This window comes from Dactylosporangium sp. CA-139066, assembly GCF_050936175.1.
In the GTDB taxonomy this organism is placed as follows: domain Bacteria; phylum Actinomycetota; class Actinomycetes; order Mycobacteriales; family Micromonosporaceae; genus Dactylosporangium.
Genome location: NZ_JBNJNH010000002.1, coordinates 2,449,247 through 2,473,300, shown reverse-complemented (window position 1 = coordinate 2,473,300; position 24,054 = coordinate 2,449,247). Strand labels below are relative to the sequence as shown.

Below are 24,054 nucleotides of genomic sequence, written 5' to 3'. Positions count from 1 at the left end.
CGAGTCAAGTCCGCGGCGTCGCCGCCGCGTTCAAATGGGTGTAGGCAGGGCACTAGGCATGATCTACCGGTACCGGGGGTGTCGAATGGGACCGGGCGGGGACCTGGCGCAACGAGATCCGGCAGGCCGAGATCTGGCGGGAACTGTCCACGAAAGCGAACACACGCGAGTGACCCGGGTGCTCGTTCCCGGGCGTGGCACGGTCATCCGCAAGCAACCGTTGGGGCCGGATGCGCAGCGGCGGGTTCAGCACGAGGTGGCGATCCTCGAGCGGCTGCGCGGCGTCGAAGGGGTCGCGCAACTGGTGGAGGCGCCCCGGTTCCCGGGGTCGGTCGTGCTGGCGGACGCCGGTGACGCCTGTCTGGCCGGGTTGGCGAAGCCGCTCGATGTCGATGACCTGACCGAGCTGGGACTGGCGCTGGCCCGGGCGGTGGCGGGGATGCACCGGCGGGGTGTGCTCCACCGGGACATCGCGCCGGCGAACATCGTGATCTCCCGCGACGGCGCGCCGTGCCTGGTGGATTTCGCCCTGGCCTCGTCGCTGGCCGAGCTCCGGCCGGAGTTCACGCATCACACCGAGATCGTGGGGACGCTGGCGTATCTGGCGCCGGAGCAGACCGGGCGCACCGGCCGGTCGGTGGACCAGCGTGCCGACCTGTACGCGCTGGGCGCGACGCTGTACGAGCTGGCCACGGGTGCGCCGCCGTTCGGCTCCGGCGACCCGTTGCGCCTCACGCATGACCACCTGGCCCGGGTGCCGGTGCCGCCGTCGCAGGTGAACCGGGCGGTTGCCCCGCCACTGTCCGAGATCATCATGCATCTGCTGGAGAAGGAGCCGGACAGCCGGTACCAGACCGCGGAGGGCGTGGTTCACGACCTGGAGCGGCTGCGCGACGCCGGCCCTCGTGCCTTGGCCGCGCTGCGGGTCGGCGAGCACGACGTTCCGCTGCGGCTGCTGCCGCCCTCGCGGCTGGTGGGTCGCGATGCCGAGCTCGCGGTGCTGGAGACGGCGTTCGCGGATGCGATGGCCGGTCGGTGTCGCGGGGTGCTGGTCAGCGGTCCGCCCGGCGTGGGAAAGACGGCGCTGGTCGATCAGCTGCGGCCGGTGGTCACGGGCAGTGACGGCTGGTTCGTGACGGCCAAGCTCGACCAGCATCGCCGCGATCTGGAGTTCGACGCGGTCTACCAGGCGTGCCGCGCGTTGGGCCGCCTGCTGCTCGCCGAACCCGAAGGCGAACTGGCCGAGGTCCGCGCGCGGATCCTGGAGGCTCTCGGGCCGAACGCGGGGCTCGCGACCGCCGTGGTGCCGGAGCTCGCGGCGCTGCTGAGGGTGCCGCCCGATCCGGGGGATCCGCTGACCGCGCACGTGCGGGCCCAGCACGCGGCGGCGGAGGTGCTCCGCGCGGTCGCCTCGCCGAAGCGGCCGGTGGTGGTGTTCGTCGATGACCTGCAGTGGGCGGGGCGTGTACCGCTGGGCTTCATCGACATCGTGCTGAACGAGCAGCAGATCGACGGCTTGTTGCTGGTCGGTGCGTATCGCGAGGCCGACGTGGACGCGGCGCACCCGCTGGCGGCGCCATTGGCCCGCTGGCGGGAACAGCCGGGGGTGCAGCACCTGCGACTGGCCAACCTGCCGGTGTCCGGCACGATCGCCATGATCGCCGAGATGCTCCATGCGGACCCCGCCGAGGCAGCGGACCTGGGCGAGGTGATCAACCCGTACACGTCCGGCAACCCGTACGAGACGGTGGAGCTGCTCAACGCGCTGCGCCACGACGGCGAGCTGGCCGTCACGGCCGCCGGGTGGCGGTGGGACGCGGCGGCTGTGCGCGCCCACCTGGGCCGGTCCGAGGTTGCCGGGCTGCTGGCCGCGCGTGTGCACACGATGCCGCGGAAGTCCCGGCGGATGGTGGAGGCGATGGCGTGCCTGGGTGGGCGAGCGGAGCTGAGCGTTCTGCAGACGGCGACGGACGTGCCGGCGGACGTGTTGGAGCAGCGGCTGGCGCCCGCCTTCGACGATGGCCTGCTGGTGGTGGAGCCCGGGGTACGCCAGGCGGTGCGGTTTCGCCACGACCGGATCCTCGAGGTGGTCCTGGGCGAGGTGGGTCCGCGGCGGCGATGCGCGCTGCAGCTGGCGATGGCGCGGCGGCTGGCGACCGTGCCCGAGCTGTTCGCGGTCGCGGCGGAGCAGTACCTGCCGGTGGTCGACGCGGTCCGGGACGCGGCGGAGCGGCGCCAGGTGGTGGAGCTGCTGCGCCGCGCCGCCGGCCAGCCCGCGCTGATCGGGGACTATGCGCGGGTGAACGCGCTGCTGGCGGCGGCGCTGCGGCTGGTCGACCCGGCCGAGACCGCCACGCTGCTCCACGTGCACACCGGCCGCCACGCCGCGCTGTACGGCCTGGGGCGCCTGAAGGAAGCGGACGAGGAGTACCGCACGATCGAGGGGCTGTGCGCCGGCGTCATGGACCGCGCCGACGCGACGTGCGTGCAGGTGCGCTGCCTGACCCACCGCAACCGTCTTACGGAGGCGATCGAGCTCGGCCTCGAGTCGCTGCGCGAGCTCGGCGTCACCGTCCCGGCGCAGGACCGGCTCCCCGCCGGGCTCGACGATCTGTACCGGTGGCTGGACCATACCGATGGTGCCGACGAGCCGGATCGCCCGCAGATCACCGACCCGAAGCTGCTCACCGCGACCCGTCTGCTGCCCGGGGTACTGACGGCGGCTTATCTCGCCGGGCACTACACCACGTACAGCTGGCTGAGCCTGGAGGCGCTGCGGATCTGGATGCGGCACGGCCCGGGCCCCACGCTGATCGGGCCGGCCAGCGCCGCCGCCACCGTCGCGGTGCTGCGCGGTGACTACCTTGCCGGGTACCAGGTGTTGCGGCGGGTCCTGGCGCTGAGCGAAATCCACGGCCGCGAGGCCGACATCGCGCAGGCGCGCTTCCTGGCCGCGCTCAGATGCTGCTGGTTCGAGCCGCTCGAGGACGGTGTCCGAGCCGGGCGGCAGGCCCGGGAGGGGCTGATCGCGTCGGGTGACCTGACCCACGCCGGATTCGCCTACTACCCGACCGTGGTGGGCCTGCTGGACAGCGCACCGTCGCTGGACAGCTGCGTCGCCGAGGTGGAGGCCGGGATGGCCTTCGTGCGGCGTACCGGCAGCGAACAAACCGGTCAGTGGCTCGACGGCTACGGGTGGCTGGCCGGCGTGTTGCGCGGCGAACACTCCCCCGCGGCCGGCGGGCCGGCGCCCGACAGGTATGCCGACAACCCGCTGGCCCTGTTCCATGCGCATGTCAACCGTGCGCTCGCCGCCGCCGTCCTCGGCGATCCGGTCGGCCTGGCGCGGCACACCGAGGCGACGATGCCGCTGCTGCCAAGTGCCCCGGGCCTCTATCCGATCGCGCTGGCCCACCTGCTGCGCGGGCTGGCCCTCGCCGGGCAGGCCCGCGACAACCGCGACGGCGATCGCGGCCCGCTGCTGTCCGAACTGGACGAGGTGACGCAGTGGCTGGCCGCCCGCGCCGAGGACGCGCCGGCGAACTTCCTGCACCTCCTGCGACTGCTCGAGGCGGAGCGGGCGTGGACCGTCGGCGACTTTCACGCCGCCGTCCTCGCCTTCGACGCCGCACGGCACGAGGCGGCCCGGCGCACGCGCCCGTGGCATCGGGCCCTGATCGCCGAACATGCGGCCCGCTTCTATCTCGCCCACGGCATCGAGCACGCCGGCCACAACCTGCTCGTCGAGGCACGCCGGGAGTACCTCGCCTGGGGCGCGACCGCGAAGGTCCGCCAGCTCGACTGGGCCCACCCGACCCTGCGGCCGCAACGCGATACGAAGGCCGTGCGCGCCGACCAGCCCGGCGATCTTCACCGTCGGCACTCCACCGTCACGACCGGGACGATCGACCTGCTCGGCATCCTGTGCGCGTCGCAGGCGCTGAGCTCGCAGACCAGCGTCGAGGGGCTGCACTCCCGCCTGGTCGAGGTGCTCAGCGCGATCACCGGCGCCACCGACGTACAACTGGTGTTGTGGAGCGACGACCGGCAGGTCTGGCTGCCGGCGACACCGGGGGGCCGCGCCACCAAGCCGGTCGGCACCGCCGGCCATGAACACGCGGTCCCGATGTCCGTGCTGCGATACGTCCAGCGGGCCGGCGAACCGCTGGTCGTGGGCGACGCCACCTGCGACGACCGGTTCTCCCGCGACCCGTACCTCGCCGACCGCATCTGCTGTTCGCTGCTGGCCGTGCCGATCCTCAACCGCGGCACGCTGCAGGCGGTACTGCTGCTGGAGAACCGCCTCATCCGCAGCGCCTTCAGCAGCGCACGACTCGACGCCGTCAAGCTCATCGCCGGCCAGCTCGCCGTCTCCCTCGACAACGCCCACCTCTACGCCGAGTTCCGCCGGATCGCCAACGAGCAAGCGGCACTGCGACGAGTGGCGACGCTGGTCGCGCACGGCGTCGGCCCGGACCATGTGTTCGCCGCGGTGGCCGACGAGATCGGCGCGCTCTTCGGCGCCTACAGCACCGCGATCGTGCGGTTCGAGCCGGACGGGGACGCGGCGATCATGGGAGGCCATGGCCTCAGTCGCGGCCGCCCCGGTACGCGTGGCAAACTCGACCCCCGCTCGGCCTTGACGGCGGTCCAGGCCACCGGCCGCGCAGCACGCCGCCACGACGCGCACGGCCCGCTGTTGGGCGCCCTGGCCGAGACCGCCCCTGCCCAGCCCCGCTCCGCCTTCGCCAGCCCGATCGTGGTCGAGGGCCGCCTCTGGGGCGCCATCGGCGCCGCCGCCGAGCGGGACCGGCTGAGCGAGGACACCGAGCGGCGACTGGCCGACTTCACCGAGCTCGTCGCCACCGCCATCGCCAACGCCGAAAGCCGGGCCGAACTCACGACCTCCCGGGCGCGGATCGTCGCCACCGCCGACCAGACCCGCCGTCGCATCGAACGGGACCTGCACGACGGCGCCCAGCAGCGGCTGGTCGCCCTGGCGCTACAACTGCGCGCGGCGCAGGCGGACGTGCCGCCCCAGCTCCACGCACTCGGCCAGCAGCTCGACGAGGCCGTCGCCGGGGCCAAGTCCGCGGCGGACGAACTGCGCGAGATCGCCCACGGCATCCACCCGTCGATCCTGACCGAGGGCGGACTCGGCCCGGCCCTGCGCTCGCTGGCCCGCCGCTCACCGATCCCGGTCGAGCTCCGGACCACGGCGGGACGGCTGCCCGAGCAGGTCGAGGTCAGCGCGTACTACATCGTCGCCGAGGCGCTGACCAACGCGGCAAAGCACGCGGGCGCCTCGACCATCACGGTGACCGTCGGCGTCAACACCGCCGGCGACCTCCTGTGCATCGCGGTGCACGACGACGGCTCCGGCGGCGCCGACTTCACGCGCGGCACCGGCCTGCTCGGCCTCAAGGACCGCGCGGAGGCAATCGGCGGCCGGATCGCCCTCCACAGCCCGCGCGGCGCGGGCACCATGCTGGTCGTCGAAATACCGCTCACCGCCGCTAATGGCAGCCCCGATCCGTGAGGTCAAGCCACGCTTCCTTTCGTTTTGGAGAGGTCTCCACTAAGCTCGAGCCGTGGTCCGGTCAGACGCTCGGGAGAATCGCGCCCGGATCCTGGCGGCCGCCCGGCAAGCATTCGCCGAGAACGGCGACACGTCGATGAACCAGATCGCGCAGCGGGCCGGGGTCGGTCCCGGCACCCTGTACCGCAACTACCCGTCGCGCGAGGCGCTCATCCTGGACATCTACCGGGACGAGGTCGATCTCCTCATCGGCTCGGTGTCCGACCTGCTCGCCACGCTGACGCCGCCGGAGGCGCTACGGCGCTGGACGACCGAACTGGTGGATGCCATGCGCAAGAAGCACGCCCTCGGGGCCGCGCTCAGCCCGGACGCCCACAAGTCGATCACCGAGCAGACGTACGGCCCGGTGATCGCCGCGATAACCGAGCTGCTCGACGCCGGCAAGCGCGACGGCAGCATCCGCGCCGATGCCGAGCCCGGCGACTTCCTGCAGCTCACGGGCGCGCTCTGGCGGGCCGCACCGGACCGGGCGCAACCCATGCTGGCGCTCATCCTCGACGGGCTCGCAGTGCACCCGCTTCGCTGACGCCCGCCCGCCGGCCGACATCGCCGCCATCCTGCGCGAGCGGCTTGGAAGATGCCCGTTGTTGCGCTCGCTGCTGGGCCGCAACCTCGACGCGACGTCCGCGAAGGCCGAGCGCCTGCTCGGGTGGAAGCTCCGCCCGATCGAGGACACCATCACCGAGACGGCGGAGAGCCTGCTTCCCCTTCCGAAGTATCGGTCAGCGCCCGGTGGCGCTGGACGGCTCAGGCCGCCGCGCCGCCCGGGTGCCGCTCAAGGAACTCATCGATCGCCCGGCGGATGACGCCAGAGCGCCCGCCTTTGTCGTTGCCGGCGAGCGCATCAAGCCGCTCAACGGTCGCTGACGGCAGCCGGATGCCGGTCACGATCATCGGGATTTCGGCCGGTGCAGGTCCTAGCGCCGGTCCGGGCGCTGCGTCGCGGAGCAGCTCGGAGAGGTCGCCGCCGCCGTCGAAGTACGCCACCAGCTCGTCCCGGCTCATCGTCCGGGGGTCTCGGGATGCACTCATCGAGTCCCCTCCATCCACAGCTTGATCTCTTCCGGAGTGGCAGGCCGCGCCGCCAGGATCGCGTAGGCGTTCACCTTGCCGACCCGTTCACACAGCACAACGATCACCCGAGAGCTATCGGCCAGCCCAGCAACAGCAAGCAGCAGCGTCCCGATGCGATGCTCGATCCGCTGCGACGAGTAGAGGGCATCCACGACCTCGCGCTCGGTCACCCCGTTACGAGCTGCACTCCCCTTGCCAGCATCGGTCCACCCGTACTCCCGATCCACCGCAGCGTATAACGCGTCAAACGCCGCCACCAGACCAGCAAGAGGAACAGAGCGCAATCGAGCGCGCCGTTGTGCAACGCGACCGGGCCTCGGCCGCGGGATGCCACGCCCAAACGACGGTCGGCACAGCCATCCCGTACAGCCGGCTGCAGCCGAAGACCGCCCTCTGCGTACGAACCACGGAAAACCACGTGGCCCTGCTGGAGGTCGTATCGATCGACGGCACCCCGGCGCAGTCCGGGAAGATCACTTTCAAGGTAACCGTCCGGGGCCCATGACCCCGCGCTCGGCCCGGCGACGGCTCCTCCTGCGGACGCGGCGGGGCGCGTGGCCCGCGGTGTCGCCGGCCACGCGCCCCGCCATCGTTCAGGCGGTGTCGTCGTCGAGCACCGTCAGCCACGCGAAGCCGTCACCGATCACCGCGCCGGTGGGCGCCGAGATGGTGATCTTGTACCGCAACGAGGCGGTGTTGACGACCGTGTTGCCGACGATCGGCACCTCGACCGTCGCGGAGGTCGCGCCCTTGGGCAGGGTGACTGGGAACGACCCCAATGTCACCTGCCCCGCCGTGGCGGACCCGCTCGCCGCCGTCTGCACCTGGATCGTCGCGTCCTGCTTGAGCTTGCTGCTCAGGGTCAGGCGCATCGTCGCGGTACCCGGACCGTTGCCCTCCTGCACCGTCGCGTCGGCGATGCTGACCTGCACGGCCGCGGTAGCGACGCCGCCGCCGACGCCGGGCGTGTCGAACGCGATGTCGGACAGGTACGCGCCACCCGTCGCGGTGGCGGGGCGCACGCTGATGGCGCGGACGTTGCGCAGGTCCACGCCGGACAGCGAGGCGAGCGGCACCCGGACGGTACGCAGCCAGGTCTTGCCCAGCAGGTTGACGCCGTTCGTGGTGTTCGTCGACGACGGGAAGCGGGTGAGGGCCGGGCTGACGTCCCCGACCCGCACGGTCGCCGAGCCGCCGGCGCGGTCCACGAGGGTGACGTCGAGGTCGACGTCACCGTCGGCCGCGTCGTCGCGGGCGACTCGGAAGGTGAGCGCCTCGTACTTCGTGACGTTCGCGTCACCGGGCCCGAGGGCCACCCGCACCTCGGGGTTCACCGAGGACGCGCCCCACTGCAAGCGCAGCACCGGGCTGATCGGCACCGACGGGGCGAACGTCGCCGGCGTCCAGTGCGGGACCTTGGACGTCGCGGTGGTCGACGAGCACGGGGTGTCGCCGGGCCGCACGCGCGCCGCCACGCTGTAGCAGTACGCGCCCAGGTCGAAGCCGGAGACCGACACGTTGTCGGCCGGGCGCTCCAACGGGGCGAGGTCCAGCCGGCGCGATCCGGGCTGCTGCGCCTGCGCGTACACCACGGCGCGGCCGGTCGAGGGGACCGTGCCGTTCGTGCCGTCGAACAGCGGCAGGAACGCCGTCTCTCCGCCCTGCACGAGCCGGAAGAAGCCGGCCATGTACGCGGTGCCGACGGCGCGCTGCTCGGCGCTCGTCAGCCGGGTCGGGGCGCTGCCGCCGCAGACTCCGTCGGTCGAGGCCGACCAGTCGTCGCTCGACGGCGCGACCGAGGCGCCCGGCGTCCACTCGCTGTTGAAGAAGTTGTGGTCGGCCCCCATGACCATGAGGGAGGACCGCAGCACGTTGTCCTGCACCGAGTAGCGGGTGTCGTCGTAGAAGTGCTGCCCCTGCTGGTTGGAGACGTCACCGTCGCAGTACGGCAGCATCACCAGCATGGGCACGTCGGGCAGCGTCGGGCGGCCGAAGTCGACCGGGGCGAGCGGCAGGACGGCGCGGATGCCGTACGGGTGCGCCCGGTCGGCGTTGAGCAGCGCGGCCTCGACCACGCCCTCACCGCCCCGCGAGTGCCCCATCAGGCCCACGTTGGTGAGGTCCAGCCGGCCGGCCAGCGGATGCTTGCCCGGGCCGGTTTCGGCGTTCCACTTCGCCAGCCGGTCGAGGTGGTCCATGACCAGCTGACCGCGGGCCAGGGCGCCGTTGTCGTCGGTGAAGCTCGCGTCCTTGGCGTTGATGCCGTCGGCACTGACGGACACGACGACGTACCCATGCGTCGCCAGGGCCTGCGCGGTCTCGGTGTAGCCGAGGTAGCTGTCGATGGGCCGGAACCCGGTCGCGCATGGCCAGTTGGTGTTGTTGGTCTGCCGGGTGGCCGGGTTGTAGCACGCCGAGTGCCGGCCGTGCAGGAAGATCACGACCGGGCGGGCGCCCTTCGCTCCGGCCGGCGCGTAGACCGCGGCCCGGATCTCCACGGGCAGGTCGCTGAGGCCCGACAGGGTCGTGGCGGTGTCGCCGAGGTCGTAGTCGAGCCGCTCGACCTGGAACGGCCCCGGCTGCGCGGGATCGGTGTAGAGCTGCTTGCGGGCCAGCCCCTTCGGGGTGGTGGGCGCGGCGGCGGACTTCGGCGGCGCCGCCTGGGAGCCGGGCACCACGCCGTTCCAGGCGACGTCGACGCGCTTCGCGGCGGCCACGCCGGTCTCGGCGGTGTCCACGGTGAGGGTGAGACCGTCGGCCGACTCCTTGGCGGCGCCGATGACACGCCCGTCGACCGCGAGTTCCGGCACGGCGTCGCGGGCCGGCAGCGGCTCGTCGAGGCGCAGCGACACCCGTGCGCCGCCGTCGGCGAGCTTCTCGACAGTGAAGCCGTCGGTCGCGACGGTCTCTTCGCCGGGTTCGGCGCCGGCGGGCGTGGTCATGAGGCCGGTTGCGGCGATGCAGCCGGCGAGCATCGCGACCGAAACCCCGGCCGCCAATCGACGTCGACCCTGTGACGGGACGAAACGAAACATATGCGCTCTCCTTCGCGCACTGAATGCCTCAGTGCGCGAGGAAACCTATGAGCGCCGCGTTCCAAGAATCCGCCGTCGATGCGACGGAACGGTTACCGAGGTGGACGAAATTGTTTCCCGTCACCCACAAACCCCGGTATTTCCGACCCGAACCGGAGAAATGATCCACTCCCGCCGGATGTCGGAATGCCAGCTGGCACAGCCTGCGGCGATTCGCGGACCGGCATTTTGTCTCGCCCGCCAAATCGGTGAAGCCGTGCCCGAAAAGCACCCCAGGAGGGTAACGCAAATCGAGCCCGCCCCGCTTTTTACGCCGATCGGTGGCACATTCTTCGGCCACGACGCCGATCACGTCGCCACGCCCGCCGACCCCGGGGCATTTCAGTTCGGCGCGCTCAGCCGCCTATGTGGTCGGCCGGGGCCGTCTGCAGCAGCCAGGCCAGAGGCATCTTGGCCGTCACTTCGTACGTGGTGCCGTCGGGGCCGAGCTGATGCAGGGTCACCGTCTGCGCCGGGTCGCGCGCCACTGTCCAATACTGCGGGATGCCGGCCGTCGCATACTCCGCCACTTTGGCGCCCTGATCTATCGCCTCGGAGCCCCGCGACACGATCTCAATGACCAGCACGAGATCCGCGACGGCCAGCCACACGGCCCGGGCCTGGGGCCGCGACCATACGGTGAGGTCCGGCATGCGTCCGCCGTCCCCGTCGGGACCAGGGATGCGGACACCGGCAACCTGCATGATCTGATCGAGCGGCCAACCCGCCGCAATCAACCACGCCATCAGCCGGGTAGCAATGACGGCGTGCTCGCTGTCCGGAGGCGGCACGACGGAGAGAACTCCCTCGGGACTGGTCTCATACCGTCGCCCATGCGTGTCGGCGGAGATCATGGCGGCCAGGTCATCGAGCGTGATGATGGCCGGCATGTGCCTGCCAACAGCCTCCGCGCTCATGCCGCGATGCTACCTCCGCCGAGGACATCCGGGGTTCCTACGCGCAGAGAGCGACCCGCCGCCTCAGCCACCGCCCGCGCGGACCCGGGCCGCTCAAATCCGCGGGCCGGGGGCCGGCTTGCTAGGGGCGGGCCGGCCCGAAAGAGCCGGCCCGCGATGTTGTTGTTATCGAGTCGGCTTGCCCGGGGGGATCTGCAGAAGCAGGAGCTGACCGCCCTCGACGAGCTCAGGGTCGGCACTCGCCTTGTGGACCTGCACGTCGATGAGGTACTTCCCTGCGCCCAGGAACGGCACCGGGATCACGCCCGACGACTCCTCGTCCTGCGTGATGAATCCGGGAGTGCCGGGCGTGAACTGCGCCGGGTCGTGCTGCGCGATGCGGGCCAGCCCCTTCGTGGCCGGGTCGTACTGGTACACGCCGCCGAGGTAGGCGTTGTTGCCGACGTCCTCGGTGATGATCACCTGGCCGCGCTCGTTCACGGTGAGGTTGTCCATCATGCGCGGGCCGGCCTGGTCCGCGTCCGGCTTCGTCGGGTCGAACTTCGGACTGGCCACCTCGATCGTGGCGACGCCGCCGGTGAGCACGTCCGCCGGGTTGTCGAAGTTCAGCTTCCACAGCCGCGAGATGCCGTTGAACGAACCGGTCGTGTTGAAGTAGAAGTTCCGCGCGTCCGACGGGTGCGACCGTGGTTCACGTCCACCACCACACCGCGCACGCCAGCGGACAGACAGCCCAACGCCACCCCGCACACACCCCACACCCACACCCACACCCACGACGGCGACGGCGACGGCGACGGCGACGGCGACGGCGGGCGACCACAACCGCGACCGCGACCACCGACGCTTTTTGAGGGGGCGTGGGTGGAGCGAAGCTCCCCCACAAAATGAGCGAGCGAAGCGAGCGGGCAAGGCTACTCATCAAACGCCGAACGCCCCCTGCGTGAGCAGGGGGCGTTCAGATGAGTAGCGGGGACAGGATTTGAACCTGCGACCTCTGGGTTATGAGCCCAGCGAGCTACCGAGCTGCTCCACCCCGCGTCGGCTTGTTCACATTAGCGCACGCTCGTCCCGAGTTCCAAATCAAAGCCGGGAGATCGTGTCGGGTGTCACCCGGGGCGGGGGTCGTTACCGCCCGACCCGGGTGACGTCGTGTCCGGAAGATCAGCCGGCCGAGGACGGCTGGACCGTCGGCGACGGGTTGGTGCTGGCCGTCGTCGTTGGGCCCGGGGACGCGCCGGTCGACGGGCTGGCGCCTGCGGCCTTCACGGCGTTCTCGTACTGCCCGATCGCGTCCTGCAGGGCCTTGAGCGCCTTGCCGTACGCCTCGAAGTCGCCCGACTGCTGGGCGGCCTTCAGGTCGGCGATCGCCTTGTTCATCGCGGCGATCGCCTCCTGGACCTGAGGCGTGCTGGGCTGGTTACCGGTGGTCGGCTGATTGCCCTGCGTGCCGCCGTTGTCGGTCTGTGGCGGCGGGGCCTGGCCCGTCACCTGTTTGACGAGCTGGGCGAGCCCGTCGGCGAGGTTGTCGGCGTACGCCATGTACTCCGAGCCGTACGCGACCAGCACCTTCTGCATGCGCGGGAAGGCCTTGTCGTTCTTGTTCTTCAGGTAGATCGGCTCGACGTACAGCATGCCGTTGGCGACCGGCAGGGACAGCAGGTTGCCGTATATGACGTCGGAGTTGCTCGACGCGAACTGGGTCAGGTCCTTTCTCGCGTCGACCAGTGACGTCATGCTGGCGTGGGTCTGGTTCGGGCCCTGGATCGGCGTGTTGGCCGGCAGCTCGAGCACCTCGAAGCGGGGCTGGCCGTTGACGTACGAGGCCGACATGAGCGCGGCCAGGTTGCCGCGCTTGCGCGGGGCCATCGCGGCCGTGAGCTGGAAGCGGGCCGAGTCCTGCTTGGGCAGCTGGGCGACGATGTAGTACGGCGGCTGGTCGGCCGTCGGGTTCGCCGGGTCCTTCGGGACCTCCCAGAAGTCCTGCCCGGAGAAGAAGCCGTCCGGCGTGGTGACGTGGAACCGGCTGAGCAGGTCGCGCTGGACCTTGAACTGGTCCTCGGGGTACCGCAGGTGGTCCATCAGGCCGGGCGAGATCGCCGAGCGCGGCTGGACCAGCTTGCCGCCGAAGGCCTTGTTCCAGGTCTTGAGCACCGGGTCCTGGTCGTCGAAGGCGTAGAGCTTGACTTCGCCGGTGTAGGCGTCGACCGTGGCCTTGACCGAGTTGCGCAGGTAGTTGACGTCCTGCCGCGGCTCCGGGAAGACCCGGCCGCTGGTCGAGGAGTCCTGGATCGCGGTGTTCCAGTCGAGCTTCTGCGCGTACGGGTAGGTCGCCGACGTCGTGTACCCGTCGATGATCCACAGGATCTTGCCGTCGACGACGGCCGGGTACGGGTCGCTGTCCAGGGTCAGGAACGGCGCGATGTCGCGCACGCGCGTCTCCGGGTCGCGGTTGTACAGCACCTTGGAGTGGTCGTTGAGGACCCCGGAGAGCAGGAAGTTCGTCTCGCGGAAGTACGAGGCGAAGAGCAGCTTGCGCCAGAAGTTGTTCACGGCGACGCCGCCGCTGCCGTCGTACGTCGAGTAGGTGCTCGACTGGTCCTCGCCCCCGGTCGGGACGTTGAACTCGGCGTCGCGGTCGCCCGGCTTGGACTTGCCGACGATCGCGTAGACGTCGCCCATCTGCTCGCCGTAGTAGATCTGCGGGTGGGTGACCGGGATCTTGTCCTTGTCGGCCACGCAGCTTCCGCTCTGCTTGTTCGGGTCGGTCGGCTGCGCCGTATCGCCGAAGAAGCCGGAGACGTAGAGGGGCTGGCCGCTGCACACGACCTGGTTGGCGGGAGCGGCGACGAAGCCGTAGCCATGGGTGTACACGCTGTGGCGGTTCTGCCAGTTGTTCTGCTGCAGCTGGTCGTAGCGGATCTCGCGGACGCCGACGATGTAGTCCTGCGTCTTGCCGTCGATCGTGTAGCGGTCGATGTCGAGCTTCGGGTTGAACTCGTAGAAGCCGCGGACCTGCTGCTGCTGCGTGTACGTGTCGCCGACGACGGCCGGGTCGAGCAGGCGGATGTTGTTGACCGTCGCGTCCTTGCCGTCGAGCAGGCTGGAGGCCGGCGGCTTGGTGTTGTCCGCCGAGTAGGGCTCGACCGTGACGTTGTTGAGCCCGTACGCGTCACGGGTGGCGTCGATGGCGTACTGGAAGTACTTCGCCTCCTTCTGCAGCTGGCTCGGCTTGACGGTGAACGACTGCACCGCGGCCGGGTAGATGCCGCCGACCGCCACCGCCGACAGGGCGAGCAGGCCGAGCGCGAGGCCGGGCCACACCAGGTTGCGCATGAACGCGTTGGAGAAGACGATGATCGCGATCGCCACGATGATCGAGATCCAGGCCAGGATCTCCTTGGCCGGCAGCAGGGCGTTGATGTTGGTGTACCCCGCGCCGTACAAGTCCTGGGTGGGGAACTTGTCGAGCAGCAGCCCGCGCCGGTCCAGGAAGTAGGCGGCCGCCTTGAGCAGCACGAACAGCGCGACGAGGGCGGTCAGGTGGGCCCGCGCGGCGGCCGTCATGCGTTCCCCGGCGCCCTGCAGGCGGACCCCGCCGAAGAGGTAGTGCAGGGCGAGCGCGCCGATCAGCGAGAAGACGACGGCCGTGAACGCGACGCCGAGCAGGTAGCGCCAGAACGGGTACTCGAACACGTAGAACGACAGGTCGACGTGGAACTGCGGGTCCGTCTTGCCGAACGGGGTGCTGTTGCTGAACAGCATCCAGTCCTGCCAGTGCCCCTGGGCCGAGAGCCCGGAGAACAGGCCGATCAGGCCGGCGACCAGGATGATCCAGCCGGTCATGTGCGGCAGGAGGAACAGGCGGTAGCGGTCCAGCGCGTGCTGCTCCGCGGAGTGCGGGCGCAGCAGCGGGCGGGTGCGGTAGGCGAGGTAGAGGTTGCCGGCGATGACCAGCCCGACCGCCACCCCGAAGATCAGGAACATCCAGATCCGGGTCTGGAGTACCTCGGTGAAGACCTGGGGGTACTTGACCTCGGAGAACCACAGATAGTCGGCCCACGCCCCGACCACCCGGTCGAACAGCGTGAACAGCAGGAAGACGACCACCAGCACGGCGATCGTGACCCGGCCACGCCGGCTCACCCTGGTCATCGGATTACGCATTACCACGGTCGGCTCCGCCCGTTCGCGTATGGAAACTCGTTCAGCGTAGTCATCTACTACACAGCGTCGGCGTCCGACCGGCCCGCAGCGCCTGCAGGGCGCTCAGGGCGTCGTCCACGTTGTTCACCTTGATCAATGGCAGGCCGGGCTGCGGGTTGTCCATCGCCTCGGCGCAGTTGCTCGCCGGCGTGAGGAACACCTTGGCCCCGGCGGCCTTCGCGGCGACCAGCTTCTGCGGGATGCCGCCGATCGGCCCGACGTTGCCGGCGTCGTCGATCGTGCCGGTGCCGGCGATGACGATCCCGCCGGTCAGGTCCTCGGGCTCGATGGTGTCGATGATGCCCAGCGTGAACATCAGGCCGGCCGACGGGCCGCCGATGCGGTCGAGCTGGATCGTCAGCTTGAACGGGTGCGGCTGGGACGTCTTGACCTGCACGCCGAGCCGCGGGTTGCCGTCGTCGCCGGCCTTGGTGGCGATCTCGACGGTCTGCGCCTGGCCGCCGCGCTCGATCTGCACCTGGCGGGTGGTGCCGGCCGGCTTGGCCCGAACCAGCTCGGTCAGCTTGTCCGGCGTGTCGATGGCGGTGCCGTCAAGGGCCTTGATGACGTCGTCCTTCTGCAGCTTGCCCTCGGCCGGGAAGCCGGCCGACACGTCGGCGACCGCGACGACGGTCGGGTAGCCGAGCTTGCGCAGCGCGACCGTCTCCGCCGAGGTCTGGGACTCCTGGAACGCGTTGGCGTTGTCCTGGTCGACCTGCTCCTGGGTGCGGTCCGGCGGGTAGATGAGCTCCCGCGGTACCACCGCGCGGTCGTCCTCCCACCAGCCGATCATCGCGTCGACCAGCGTCAGGTCCGGCTGCACGGACACCGTGGTCATGCGCAGCTGGCCCTTGGACTTCGTGGTCGGGGCCCCGTCGACCGCGATGATCGGCCGGCCGCCGGGCTTGCCTGTGTCGGTGCCCAGCGTGTCGTACGTCGGGCCCGGGCCCATCTCGACGTACGGCACCTTGAACACGGTCGCCTGCCAGGCCAGGACCAACAGCAGCACCGCACCGATCAGCACGGTGAGCCCACGACGTCTCATGGCGGCGAGCCTAGCGCTCCCGGCCGAACGCACCAGGAAGCGAGTACCGTTGTGGAATGCCCGCAGACATCCCGTTCGGCTTCGGTCCGTCCGGCGGCGACGTGCCGGATCCCAATGATCCGCGCCAGATGCAGCAATTCCTGAGCCAGCTGCAGCAGCTGTTCGCCACGCCCGGCGGTGGTCCGGTCAACTGGGATCTGGCCCGGCAGCTGGCGCAGGCCCACCTGACCGGCGGCGGCCCGGCGGCCGGCATGTCGCAGTTCCCGGTCGGCTTCGCGATGCCCGGCACCCAGGTGGCGACGGCGAACGACACGGCGACGGACGACGCGGCCAAACCCGTCGGCGACCCCTCCGTCACGCCGGCGGAGCGCGCCTCGGTCATCGAGGCGCTGCGGCTGGCCGACCTATGGCTCGAGCCGGAGTCGGCGCTGCCCTCGGGCGTGCGCGCGACCGCCGCGTGGAGCCGCGGCGAGTGGCTCAACCAAACCCTGCCGGTCTGGCAGAAGCTGTGCGACCCGGTCGCGGCGCGCATGGTGTCGGCGATGACCGAGCTGGTGCCCGAGGAGATGCGGGCCCAGATGGGCCCGATGACCTCGATGGTCGCCTCGCTCGGCGGCGCGCTGCTCGGCGGCCAGCTGGGCACGGCGCTCGGCTCCCTCGCCGCCGAGGTCCTCTCGGCCGGCGACATCGGCCTGCCGCTGGGACCCGCCGGCGCGGCGGCGCTGGTGCCGGCCAACATCGCGGAGTACGGCAAAGGCCTCGAAATCCCCGACGACCAGGTCCGCCTCTACGTGGCCCTGCGCGAGGCCGCCCACCAGCGCCTCTTCGGCCACGTGCCGTGGCTGCGCGGCCACGTCTTCGCCGCCGTGGAGTCCTACGCGGCCGGAATCCACGTCGACCGGGAGGCGATCGAGGAGGCGATGAGCCGGATCGACCCGTCGACCCTGGGCAACGACCCGCAGGAGCTCGTGCTCGAGGGCATCTTCACGCCCGAGGACACGCCGCAGCAGCGGGCCGCGCTGGCCCGGCTCGAGACCGCGCTCGCGCTCATCGAGGGCTGGGTCTGCCACGTGGTGGACCGCGCGGCGGGCGAGCGCCTGCCGGACGTCGTGCGCCTGTCGGAGGCCTTCCGGCGCCGGCGCGCGGCCGGCGGCCCGGCGGAGCAGACGTTCGCCGCCCTGGTCGGCCTGGAGCTGCGGCCGCGGCGGCTGCGCGAGGCGACGGCGCTGTGGTCCGCGCTGACCGAGCACCGCGGCGTCGCGGGCCGGGACGCGCTGTGGGGCCACCCCGACCTGCTGCCCGACGAGGAGGCGTTCGCGGAGCCCGAGATGTTCGCGCGGACCCAGCTCGACCTCGGCGACCTGGGCTTCAACGACGAGACCGGCGAACCGCCCAAGCAAGAGGATTAGCCGAGCTACCGCGACGTCCGCCGTGGGCGCGGTCCGTGACTCCCGGGCCTGCGGCGTCCCCGCCCAGTCACCGCAGCATGAGGTGGCGCCTGCCCTCTTCCGCGCTTCGCGCGAGTCCGGGCCGGCACGACCGGCGAAGTTTCAACGCCGCGCCGCAGACGGCTGGGGTGCGAAAAGTCGGGCGCTGGCGCGCCACGACTTTTCGGATTTATACCCCGACAGGCGATAAGTCGGATAGGCGCGACTTCGTGCACGCTGCGGATCTGCGTCGGATTTGCCGGGCAGGCCCCTGGTCGCACCAGTCCAGTGATGCCCCGCCGGGCGCCGCGAGTGGCCCCGGCGATCGGCGTGGCGTCAGGTCAGGATCGCCCGGGTGGCGTCCCACCCGGCCCCCCGGTCACACCAGCCCAGCGATGGCCTCGCCGGGCCGCGAATGGCCCCGGCGATCGGCGTGGCGTCAGGTCAGGATCGCCCGGGTGGCGTCCCACCCGTCCAGGGCCGGGTCCAGGCGTCGCAGGTCCCCCGGCCCGCGCAGCCGGTGCCAGCCCGGCGCCGAGGCGACCAGCGTCGGCTCGGGGGCCGGCCGGCGGGCGGTGGCCACGTCCCCGGTCTCGGCGTCGAGCTCCGGCAGCCAGTCCGGAAGCGGCAGGCGCGCGGCCGCGCCCAGCAGCCCCCCGTCGTGGGCCGGCGCGACGGCCAGCGCGCGCGTCGACAGCGGCCGCAGCAGCTTGCCGATGAGCATGGCCGGCATGTCGGGCGCATCGGCCAGGACAACCGCCGCCTTGTCATGGCCGTCGGCGGCCGCCGCGGCGAGAGCGGCACGGATGGTCGGGGCCTCGACCTCGTAGATCCGGGTCGACGGCCAGGCGATCTTGGCGGCCAGGGGCATGTCGGCCGCGACGGCGGCGATGGCCGCCTGGACGCGCGGCAGCGGCGTCAGCAGGTCGACCATGTCCTCGGCCATCGCGGCACGCCAGGCATCCACGTCGGTGCCCGGCGGCGACCAGGCCACCGGCACGAGCAGCGCGACTACGGCGGCAACGGTCACTCGGTGATCCCCAGACCGGCTGCCGCTGACACCCCCTCAAGATACCCCCGGGCGCGTTCGGCCTTGGGATAGCGGGCCACCAGCGCCCAGAATGTACCGCTATGGCTGGGGATGACCAGATGCGACAGCTCGTGCAGCAGTACGTAGTCGATGACCCAGTCGGGCATCTCCTGCACGCGGTGTGAAATCCGGATGGTACCGTCGGCCGGCGTGCAAGATCCCCAGCGGCCGTTCTGGTTCTGCACCCACCGCACGCTCGCCGGGCGGGCGGCCACGGGGTGATCTGGCAGGTAGCGGGCGGCGAGGCGCTGGGCTCGGGCGGCCAGCTCGACGTCGGTGCGGCGGGCCCGCTGCTCGCGGGCGGCCAGGCGTTCGAGCATGCGGTCGACCCACTCGCGCTCCTCCGCACGGGAGAACTGGGCCGGGATCAGCACGACCACCCGCTCGCCGTCGCGGTAGGCAGACACCGTGCGTCGGCGGCGCTTGCTGCGCCGCACCTCGATGACCGGCTTGCGCGTCATGCCGGCCCCCCTCGGGTACCGCTCACGGAGGAACGCTAGCCGGAAGCGGTCATCCCTTCGCAAGGGCCAATCTCGCGGAGGGTGCCCGTAAGTCACCCATTCGTGGCAGCTCGCCGGAAAGATTCCGGCGGTCGTCCGACTTGTTCCGGGTCGCCGGCAACCCTCGGGCGGATTTCATCCACAGCAACCCACACCGTTGCCCACACGGTTATCCCCAGGCTGTGCATAGTGTGTACGGTGCGGTTGGAGGAAGATCTTCCGATTACGCTCGGCGTGTCCCGTCTAACCGCACTTTCCCCGAGTGTCCGACAAGGCACACTCACCACGTTGGCCTAGCTGGTCAGCACCCGGCACGCGCGGAGCGCGCCGGACCGAGATGAGGAGGGCATCGTGGCCGAGACCTACAACGGCTACTGCGTCAAGTGCAAGGAGAAGCGGGACTTCGAGGGCGAAATCGCGATCTCGAAGACCGGCATGAAGATGGCGAAGGGCGCCTGCCCCGTCTGCGGCACGACGGTCAACCGAATCCTCGGCAAGGCCTGACCCGGCGGCTCCGGCCGCCCGGGCACTGCCGACCACGGCGGTCCTGGCGTCCGGGCTCTGCCCGACCTGGCGGGTTCCCCTGCCCGGGCACTGCCGACCACGGCGGCTCGGGTCCTGGCCGGTCTGCCGCAGCTGGCGGATTCCGGCGTCCGGGCACTGCCGACCCCGACGGCCCCGGCTGCCCGGCAGGCCCGATCCCGCACGAGCACGCCCCCGGCGGGCCCCGGCCGCCCGGGACGCGCTGGCCCGGCGGCTGCGTCAGGCGACCCCCATCGGCTTACCCCGAATCGGGGCCGGCGGTCCGAATCGGACGAGGGCAGTCACCGCCCTAGGACCGGACATATCCGAAATTTCGGATATGTCCGACCCGCGGCAACGGGCAAGAGGTGACGCCGGTCACGGGCGTGTACCGGTCGCAAGCCCCAACAGTCGTCCTGCACCTGCGCGGTATATGGCCTTTGCGCCTTTCTCTGTGGATAACTCGGCGTACAGCTGTGGATAACGCCGGCCGGCGGTGGATCGTCCTGTGGACAACCGCCGCGGCCGGCGTTCGGCTGTGCCAGGGTCGAACGCATGCGACCGACGCTCCTGCCGGGCCTGCGGCGCCTCTGGCGCGACGAGCGGACAGTCCAGATCGGCACCGACCCCGCGGCCGCCGTCGTGCTCGAACTGCGCCGGCGGGACCTCAGCCGGGTGCTCGACATGCTCGACGGCGGGCACACGTTCCACACCCTGCTGGCCGAGGCGGAGGCGCACGGGCTCGAGCGCTCGGACGTACTCGACGTCCTGCAGGCGCTGAACTCGACCGGGCTGGTGGTCGGCGCGCACGCGCTGCTGCCCACGGGCCTGCCCGGTCCGGTCGGCGCCCGGCTCGCGGTCGAGGCCGCCGCCATCGGGCTGCGGCTGCGGGAGGGCGACGGCGCGCGGACCCCCGCCGACGTCCTGCGCCGCCGCAACGCGTCGCACGTGGTGGTGGCCGGCGACGGGCCACTGGTCGCGCCCCTGGCCACCGCGCTGGCCGCGGCCGGGGTCGGCCATGTGGACCCGGTGGTCGACGGCACCACGACCCACGCCGACGTCGCGGTCGGCGGCCTCGCCTGCGACGACGTGTCCGCGTCGCGGGCGATCGCGACCTCCACGGCGATCGTGCGGTTCGCGCCGGGCGTGAACGTTTCATCGGTACGCTCCGACAACGTCGACTTCATCGTCCACGTCGGCGACCGGCACCCGCCCGCGCTCGCCCATCGCGGCTTCCGGCTGCACACGCTCCCCCGCCTCGAGGTCACCGTGCGGCTCGGCACGGTGCTGGTCGGCCCGCTGGTGCGCCCGGCCGCCTCGCCCTGCCGGCTGTGCCTGGACCTGCACCGCCTCGATCGCGACCCCGCCTGGCCGGTGCTCGCCGCCCAGCTGGCCACCGCCCGGCCCGGCGACGGCGAGCCCTGCGCCCACACCACGGCGATGGCGGGCGCCGCCTTCGCCGCCGACGAGGTGCTCTCCTACATCGACGGCACGCCGCTGCGCACCGAGGCCGCCATCGTGGAGATTCCGCGCGCGGGCGAGTTCCGCCGCCGCGAATGGGCCGCGCACCCTCGCTGCGACTGCCGCCGCCGGCGCCGCGCCCGCTCGGACAAATCGGACCCGCGCAGCTGACGCCGCGGATGGCGGGGAGACCGCCGCCAGGACGGCACAATGAGGCCACCGGCAGGCGCACGATGAGACCGCATAACGCAGCCACCCGCCGCCGCGGACGACCGCACGATGAGGGCAGCCGACACCGCGGACGACCGCACGATGAGGGCAGCCGACACCGCGGACGACCGCACGATGAGGGCAGCCGACACCGCGGACGACCGCACGATGAGGGCAGCCGACACCGCGGACGACCGCACGATGAGGGCAGCCGACACCGCGGACGACCGCGCGATGAGGGCAGCCGACACCGCGGACGACGGCGCGGCGTGATCGCCTGCCGTATCCACACCGGCGAGGCGCCGAAGCCGGTGAAGCCGCCGGCCGCTGCGCCGGACCCGTGGCGAACGGGCGGCGTCCCACCTCGCGGGCGCGGGGCGCGAATTTGGGCGCCGACCTCAAGCACCCCGCGATCGGCCGGACAAACCGGACACGAATGGCTGAATCCATCGACAGCGCGGGGGCTAAAGCGGGTGCGGGGCGTGTCAAAAGCGTTGCGCGGGGCCGCTGTGACTCCCGTCGCCCCCGTCGAATCGCGCCGACCGAGTAAGAATGACTTGTGACCGAGATCCCTAGGGGCGCAGTCGCCCGCACCGCACGGCTGGCGTCGCTTCCCCTCGGGCTGGCCGGGCGGGCCGCGCTCGGGCTGGGCAAGCGCGTCACCGGCATGGCCGCCGACGTGGTTTCCGCCGACGTTCAGCGGCGCACGGCCGAGCATCTCTTCAGCGTCCTGGGGCAGCTCAAGGGCGGCGCCATGAAGATGGGGCAGGCCCTTTCCGTGTTCGAGGCGGCCCTGCCCGAGGAGCTGGCCGGGCCGTACCGTGCGGCGCTGACGAAGCTGCAGGAGGCGGCGCCGCCGCTGCCGGCCGCCAGCGTGCACAAGGTGCTGGCCGAGTCGCTGGGCGCGGACTGGCGCGACATGTTCTCCGAGTTCGAGGACAAACCGGCCGCCGCGGCGAGCATCGGGCAGGTGCACCGGGCCGTGTGGTCGGACGGGCGGCCCGTCGCCGTCAAGGTGCAGTATCCGGGCGCCGGCGAGGCGCTGCGCTCCGACCTCAACCAGCTGGCGCGGTTCGCCGGGCTGTTCAAGGCGATCCAGCCGGGGCTCGACGTCAAGCCGCTGGTGCAGGAGATCCGCGACCGGGTCACCGAGGAGCTCGACTACGAGCTGGAGGCCAAGTCGCAGTCCGCGTTCGCCGCCGCGTTCGACGGCGACCCGGACATCTACGTGCCGCCGGTGCTCGCCTCCTCGCCCCGCGTGCTGGTCACCGAATGGGTGGAGGGCACGCCGCTGTCGGCGATCATCTCCGCGGGCAGCGAGGAGGAGCGCGACCGCGCCGGGTATCTCATGGCGCTGCTGCACTTCTCCGCGCCGGCCCGGGCCGAGATGCTGCACGCCGACCCGCACCCGGGCAACTACCGGCTCCTGAGCGACGGCCGCCTCGGCGTGCTGGACTTCGGCGCGGTCGCCCACCTGCCGGGCGGGCACCCCGAGATCATCGGCCGCCTGACCCGCCTGGCCCTGGCCGGCGACGCGGAGTCGGTGCTGGGGGGCCTGCAGCAGGAGGGCTTCATCAAGGGCGACGGGAAGATCGACGCGGCCGCCGTCCTCGGCTACATCCGCCCGATGCTCGACCCGATCGCCGAGGACGAGTTCCAGTTCACGCGGGCGTGGCTGCGCGCCGAGGCGGGGCGACTGGCCAACCCGAAGAGCCCGGCCTATGCGCTGAGCCGGCAGCTCAACCTGCCCCCGTCGTACATGATGGTCCACCGCGTGACGCTGGGCTCGATCGGCGTGCTGTGCCAGCTCCAGGCCCGCGCCGCCTACCGGGGCATCCTCACCGACTGGCTGCCGGGCTTCGCCGAGCCGGCGGCCAGGAAGCCGCGCCGCCGCGCGGCAAAGCAGATCGCCGCCGACTAACCACGCCAACGCGACGCCCAAGCAGCCGCGCCGCCGCGCGGCAAAGCAGATCGCCGCCGACAAACCCGCCAACGCGACGCCCAAGCAGCCACGACGCCGCGCCGCCAAACAGATCGCCGCCGACTAACCACGCCAACGCGACACCCAAGCAGCCACGACGCCGCGCGGCAAAGCAGATCGCCGCCGACCAACCACGCCAACGCGACGCGACACCGCCAAGTGCACCAGCCGCGTGAAAGTTGCATATAGCGGCGTCGATCGAAAGCCAGGACATGGGAACGGGCCCCCTCACGGCGAGGGGGCCCGTTTCGTATTGATCAGAGTCGGGTCAGGAACAGCTCCTGCTCACGGCGAGCACGCATGGCGACCTGACGAGCGGACGGGTAAGCCTCAGAGCGCTTGACAGCCTGAGGCCGACGCATTCGCGCCCTCGACAATGCTTCATGGAGTAGTTGCAAGGACATCTCGAAACTCCTGCGTACGTCGGTGCGGTTGGTGTTGGTACGGAGCCGGGTCGGTCGCGCGGCGCGCGGCGCTCGGCTGGCCGGCAGTCGATGTGCGTTCATTTCAGGCCGCCACACCGGCGGTGACCGCCTTGGTGCGAGCGGCAACCTCGACCCGCAGGACGGCGTCGCGGGCGACGTCCTCCTTGCGCGGGCGGCCCCGCGGACGCTTACGCGGCACAACCGCGCCGCGCTCGAAGATCTCGCCACCCCAGACACCCCAGGGCTCGGCACGCTCGATCGCGCCCGCCAGGCACTCGGCGCGGAGCGGGCACTCCACGCAGAGGGACTTCGCGAGCTCGAGCTCCGCCGGCGAGTCGGCGAACCACAGGTCCGGGTCGAAGGTGCGGCACGGCAGGTCGGACTTGACGCCTCGCGCAGCGACGCGGAGACGCTCGTCCACGGCCGACGCAGTGCTGTCACGCACGTCGATCGATGCCAAGGCCAGGCTCATCCCGGTCACCCCTTTCTGTTTGTCGATCGTTTGGTTGGGGTCGTTCTTCTG

At 71.4% G+C, this 24,054-nt stretch carries 18 protein-coding genes and 1 tRNA gene; 7 read left to right on the top strand and 12 right to left on the bottom strand.

All coding sequences use genetic code 11. The features are described 5' to 3' along the window. The first annotated feature begins 169 nt into the window (after window positions 1-169). Together ACQEVU_RS56135 and ACQEVU_RS56130 are read left to right on the top strand one after the other, a co-directional pair. Window positions 170-5,539: an AAA family ATPase gene (locus ACQEVU_RS56135; protein WP_433339414.1), complete on the top strand. Its 5,370-nt coding sequence runs from the start codon at window positions 170-172 to the stop codon at window positions 5,537-5,539. A 52-nt stretch (window positions 5,540-5,591) separates the two neighbouring features. Beyond that, a complete protein-coding gene (locus ACQEVU_RS56130) occupies window positions 5,592-6,125 on the top strand; it encodes a TetR/AcrR family transcriptional regulator (RefSeq protein ID WP_433339413.1) in 534 nt (177 codons plus the stop codon). A gap of 221 nt (window positions 6,126-6,346) precedes the next feature. Here the strand turns inward: ACQEVU_RS56130 and ACQEVU_RS56125 are convergent, their stop codons facing one another. The 9 genes from ACQEVU_RS56125 to ACQEVU_RS56085 all read right to left on the bottom strand — a co-directional run bounded on the left by ACQEVU_RS56125 (window position 6,347) and on the right by ACQEVU_RS56085 (window position 15,915). After that, window positions 6,347-6,604, bottom strand: coding sequence for a CopG family ribbon-helix-helix protein (locus tag ACQEVU_RS56125; RefSeq protein WP_433339412.1), 258 nt, complete (start codon window positions 6,602-6,604; stop codon window positions 6,347-6,349). A 23-nt stretch (window positions 6,605-6,627) separates the two neighbouring features. Beyond that, window positions 6,628-6,843: a hypothetical protein gene (locus ACQEVU_RS56120; protein ID WP_433339411.1), complete on the bottom strand. Its 216-nt coding sequence runs from the start codon at window positions 6,841-6,843 to the stop codon at window positions 6,628-6,630. Between the two features lie 423 nt (window positions 6,844-7,266). Then, entirely contained in the window at window positions 7,267-9,708 is a 2,442-nt protein-coding gene (locus ACQEVU_RS56115) for an alpha/beta hydrolase family protein (protein WP_433339410.1), read from the bottom strand. A 28-nt stretch (window positions 9,709-9,736) separates the two neighbouring features. Beyond that, window positions 9,737-10,060, bottom strand: coding sequence for a hypothetical protein (locus tag ACQEVU_RS56110; protein ID WP_433339409.1), 324 nt, complete (start codon window positions 10,058-10,060; stop codon window positions 9,737-9,739). Between the two features lie 43 nt (window positions 10,061-10,103). Beyond that, window positions 10,104-10,664, bottom strand: a complete 561-nt coding sequence (locus ACQEVU_RS56105) for a Uma2 family endonuclease (RefSeq protein WP_433339408.1) — start codon at window positions 10,662-10,664, stop codon at window positions 10,104-10,106. 165 nt (window positions 10,665-10,829) lie between these two features. Beyond that, window positions 10,830-11,414, bottom strand: a complete 585-nt coding sequence (locus ACQEVU_RS56100) for a hypothetical protein (RefSeq protein WP_433339407.1) — start codon at window positions 11,412-11,414, stop codon at window positions 10,830-10,832. A gap of 217 nt (window positions 11,415-11,631) precedes the next feature. Further along, window positions 11,632-11,705 (bottom strand) — tRNA-Met (locus ACQEVU_RS56095). Between the two features lie 123 nt (window positions 11,706-11,828). Then, on the bottom strand, window positions 11,829-14,831 hold the full coding sequence (locus tag ACQEVU_RS56090; protein WP_433339406.1) for a UPF0182 family membrane protein: 3,003 nt from the start codon (window positions 14,829-14,831) through the stop codon (window positions 11,829-11,831). Between the two features lie 49 nt (window positions 14,832-14,880). Next, complete coding sequence (locus ACQEVU_RS56085; protein ID WP_433339405.1) at window positions 14,881-15,915, bottom strand: YlbL family protein; 1,035 nt, start codon at window positions 15,913-15,915, stop codon at window positions 14,881-14,883. Between the two features lie 56 nt (window positions 15,916-15,971). Between ACQEVU_RS56085 and ACQEVU_RS56080 the strand changes: the two genes are divergently transcribed. Then, window positions 15,972-17,324, top strand: coding sequence for a zinc-dependent metalloprotease (locus tag ACQEVU_RS56080; protein ID WP_433339404.1), 1,353 nt, complete (start codon window positions 15,972-15,974; stop codon window positions 17,322-17,324). Between the two features lie 457 nt (window positions 17,325-17,781). Here ACQEVU_RS56080 and ACQEVU_RS56075 read toward each other — a convergent pair whose 3' ends face one another. Together ACQEVU_RS56075 and ACQEVU_RS56070 are read right to left on the bottom strand one after the other, a co-directional pair. Then, window positions 17,782-18,372 carry a hypothetical protein gene (locus tag ACQEVU_RS56075; RefSeq protein ID WP_433339403.1) on the bottom strand — a complete coding sequence of 197 codons (591 nt, stop codon included), beginning with the start codon at window positions 18,370-18,372 and terminating at the stop codon, window positions 17,782-17,784. After that, window positions 18,369-18,893 (bottom strand): M48 metallopeptidase family protein, encoded by a 525-nt coding sequence (locus ACQEVU_RS56070; RefSeq protein WP_433339402.1) that lies wholly within the window; start codon window positions 18,891-18,893, stop codon window positions 18,369-18,371. Before ACQEVU_RS56070 ends, ACQEVU_RS56075 begins: the two co-directional genes overlap by 4 nt. 387 nt (window positions 18,894-19,280) lie before the next feature. On the opposite strand from ACQEVU_RS56070, the gene ACQEVU_RS56065 reads away from it, so the two are divergent. The 4 genes from ACQEVU_RS56065 (at window position 19,281) to ACQEVU_RS56050 (ending at window position 23,046) form a co-directional block, all read left to right on the top strand. Then, a complete protein-coding gene (locus ACQEVU_RS56065) occupies window positions 19,281-19,436 on the top strand; it encodes a DUF5679 domain-containing protein (protein WP_425516560.1) in 156 nt (51 codons plus the stop codon). A gap of 573 nt (window positions 19,437-20,009) precedes the next feature. Next, complete coding sequence (locus ACQEVU_RS56060) at window positions 20,010-21,086, top strand: TOMM precursor leader peptide-binding protein (protein WP_433339401.1); 1,077 nt, start codon at window positions 20,010-20,012, stop codon at window positions 21,084-21,086. Between the two features lie 108 nt (window positions 21,087-21,194). Beyond that, window positions 21,195-21,398 (top strand): hypothetical protein, encoded by a 204-nt coding sequence (locus tag ACQEVU_RS56055; RefSeq protein WP_433339400.1) that lies wholly within the window; start codon window positions 21,195-21,197, stop codon window positions 21,396-21,398. A 286-nt stretch (window positions 21,399-21,684) separates the two neighbouring features. Then, window positions 21,685-23,046: an ABC1 kinase family protein gene (locus ACQEVU_RS56050; protein WP_433339399.1), complete on the top strand. Its 1,362-nt coding sequence runs from the start codon at window positions 21,685-21,687 to the stop codon at window positions 23,044-23,046. Between the two features lie 567 nt (window positions 23,047-23,613). Here the strand turns inward: ACQEVU_RS56050 and ACQEVU_RS56045 are convergent. Continuing rightward, window positions 23,614-24,003: a WhiB family transcriptional regulator gene (locus ACQEVU_RS56045; RefSeq protein ID WP_433339398.1), complete on the bottom strand. Its 390-nt coding sequence runs from the start codon at window positions 24,001-24,003 to the stop codon at window positions 23,614-23,616. Between the last annotated feature and the right edge of the window lie 51 nt (window positions 24,004-24,054).

Bases quoted from the DNA above. Each gene is read 5' to 3' on its own strand.
- ACQEVU_RS56080 (WP_433339404.1), top strand. From the start codon at position 15,972: ATGCCCGCAGACATCCCGTTCGGCTTCGGTCCGTCCGGCGGCGACGTG.
- ACQEVU_RS56055 (WP_433339400.1), top strand. From the start codon at position 21,195: ATGAGGGCAGCCGACACCGCGGACGACCGCACGATGAGGGCAGCCGAC.
- ACQEVU_RS56105 (WP_433339408.1), bottom strand. From the start codon at position 10,664: ATGAGCGCGGAGGCTGTTGGCAGGCACATGCCGGCCATCATCACGCTC.
- ACQEVU_RS56070 (WP_433339402.1), bottom strand. From the start codon at position 18,893: ATGACGCGCAAGCCGGTCATCGAGGTGCGGCGCAGCAAGCGCCGCCGA.
- ACQEVU_RS56060 (WP_433339401.1), top strand. From the start codon at position 20,010: ATGCGACCGACGCTCCTGCCGGGCCTGCGGCGCCTCTGGCGCGACGAG.
- ACQEVU_RS56125 (WP_433339412.1), bottom strand. From the start codon at position 6,604: ATGAGCCGGGACGAGCTGGTGGCGTACTTCGACGGCGGCGGCGACCTC.
- ACQEVU_RS56090 (WP_433339406.1), bottom strand. From the start codon at position 14,831: ATGCGTAATCCGATGACCAGGGTGAGCCGGCGTGGCCGGGTCACGATC.
- ACQEVU_RS56045 (WP_433339398.1), bottom strand. From the start codon at position 24,003: ATGAGCCTGGCCTTGGCATCGATCGACGTGCGTGACAGCACTGCGTCG.
- ACQEVU_RS56115 (WP_433339410.1), bottom strand. From the start codon at position 9,708: ATGTTTCGTTTCGTCCCGTCACAGGGTCGACGTCGATTGGCGGCCGGG.
- ACQEVU_RS56085 (WP_433339405.1), bottom strand. From the start codon at position 15,915: ATGAGACGTCGTGGGCTCACCGTGCTGATCGGTGCGGTGCTGCTGTTG.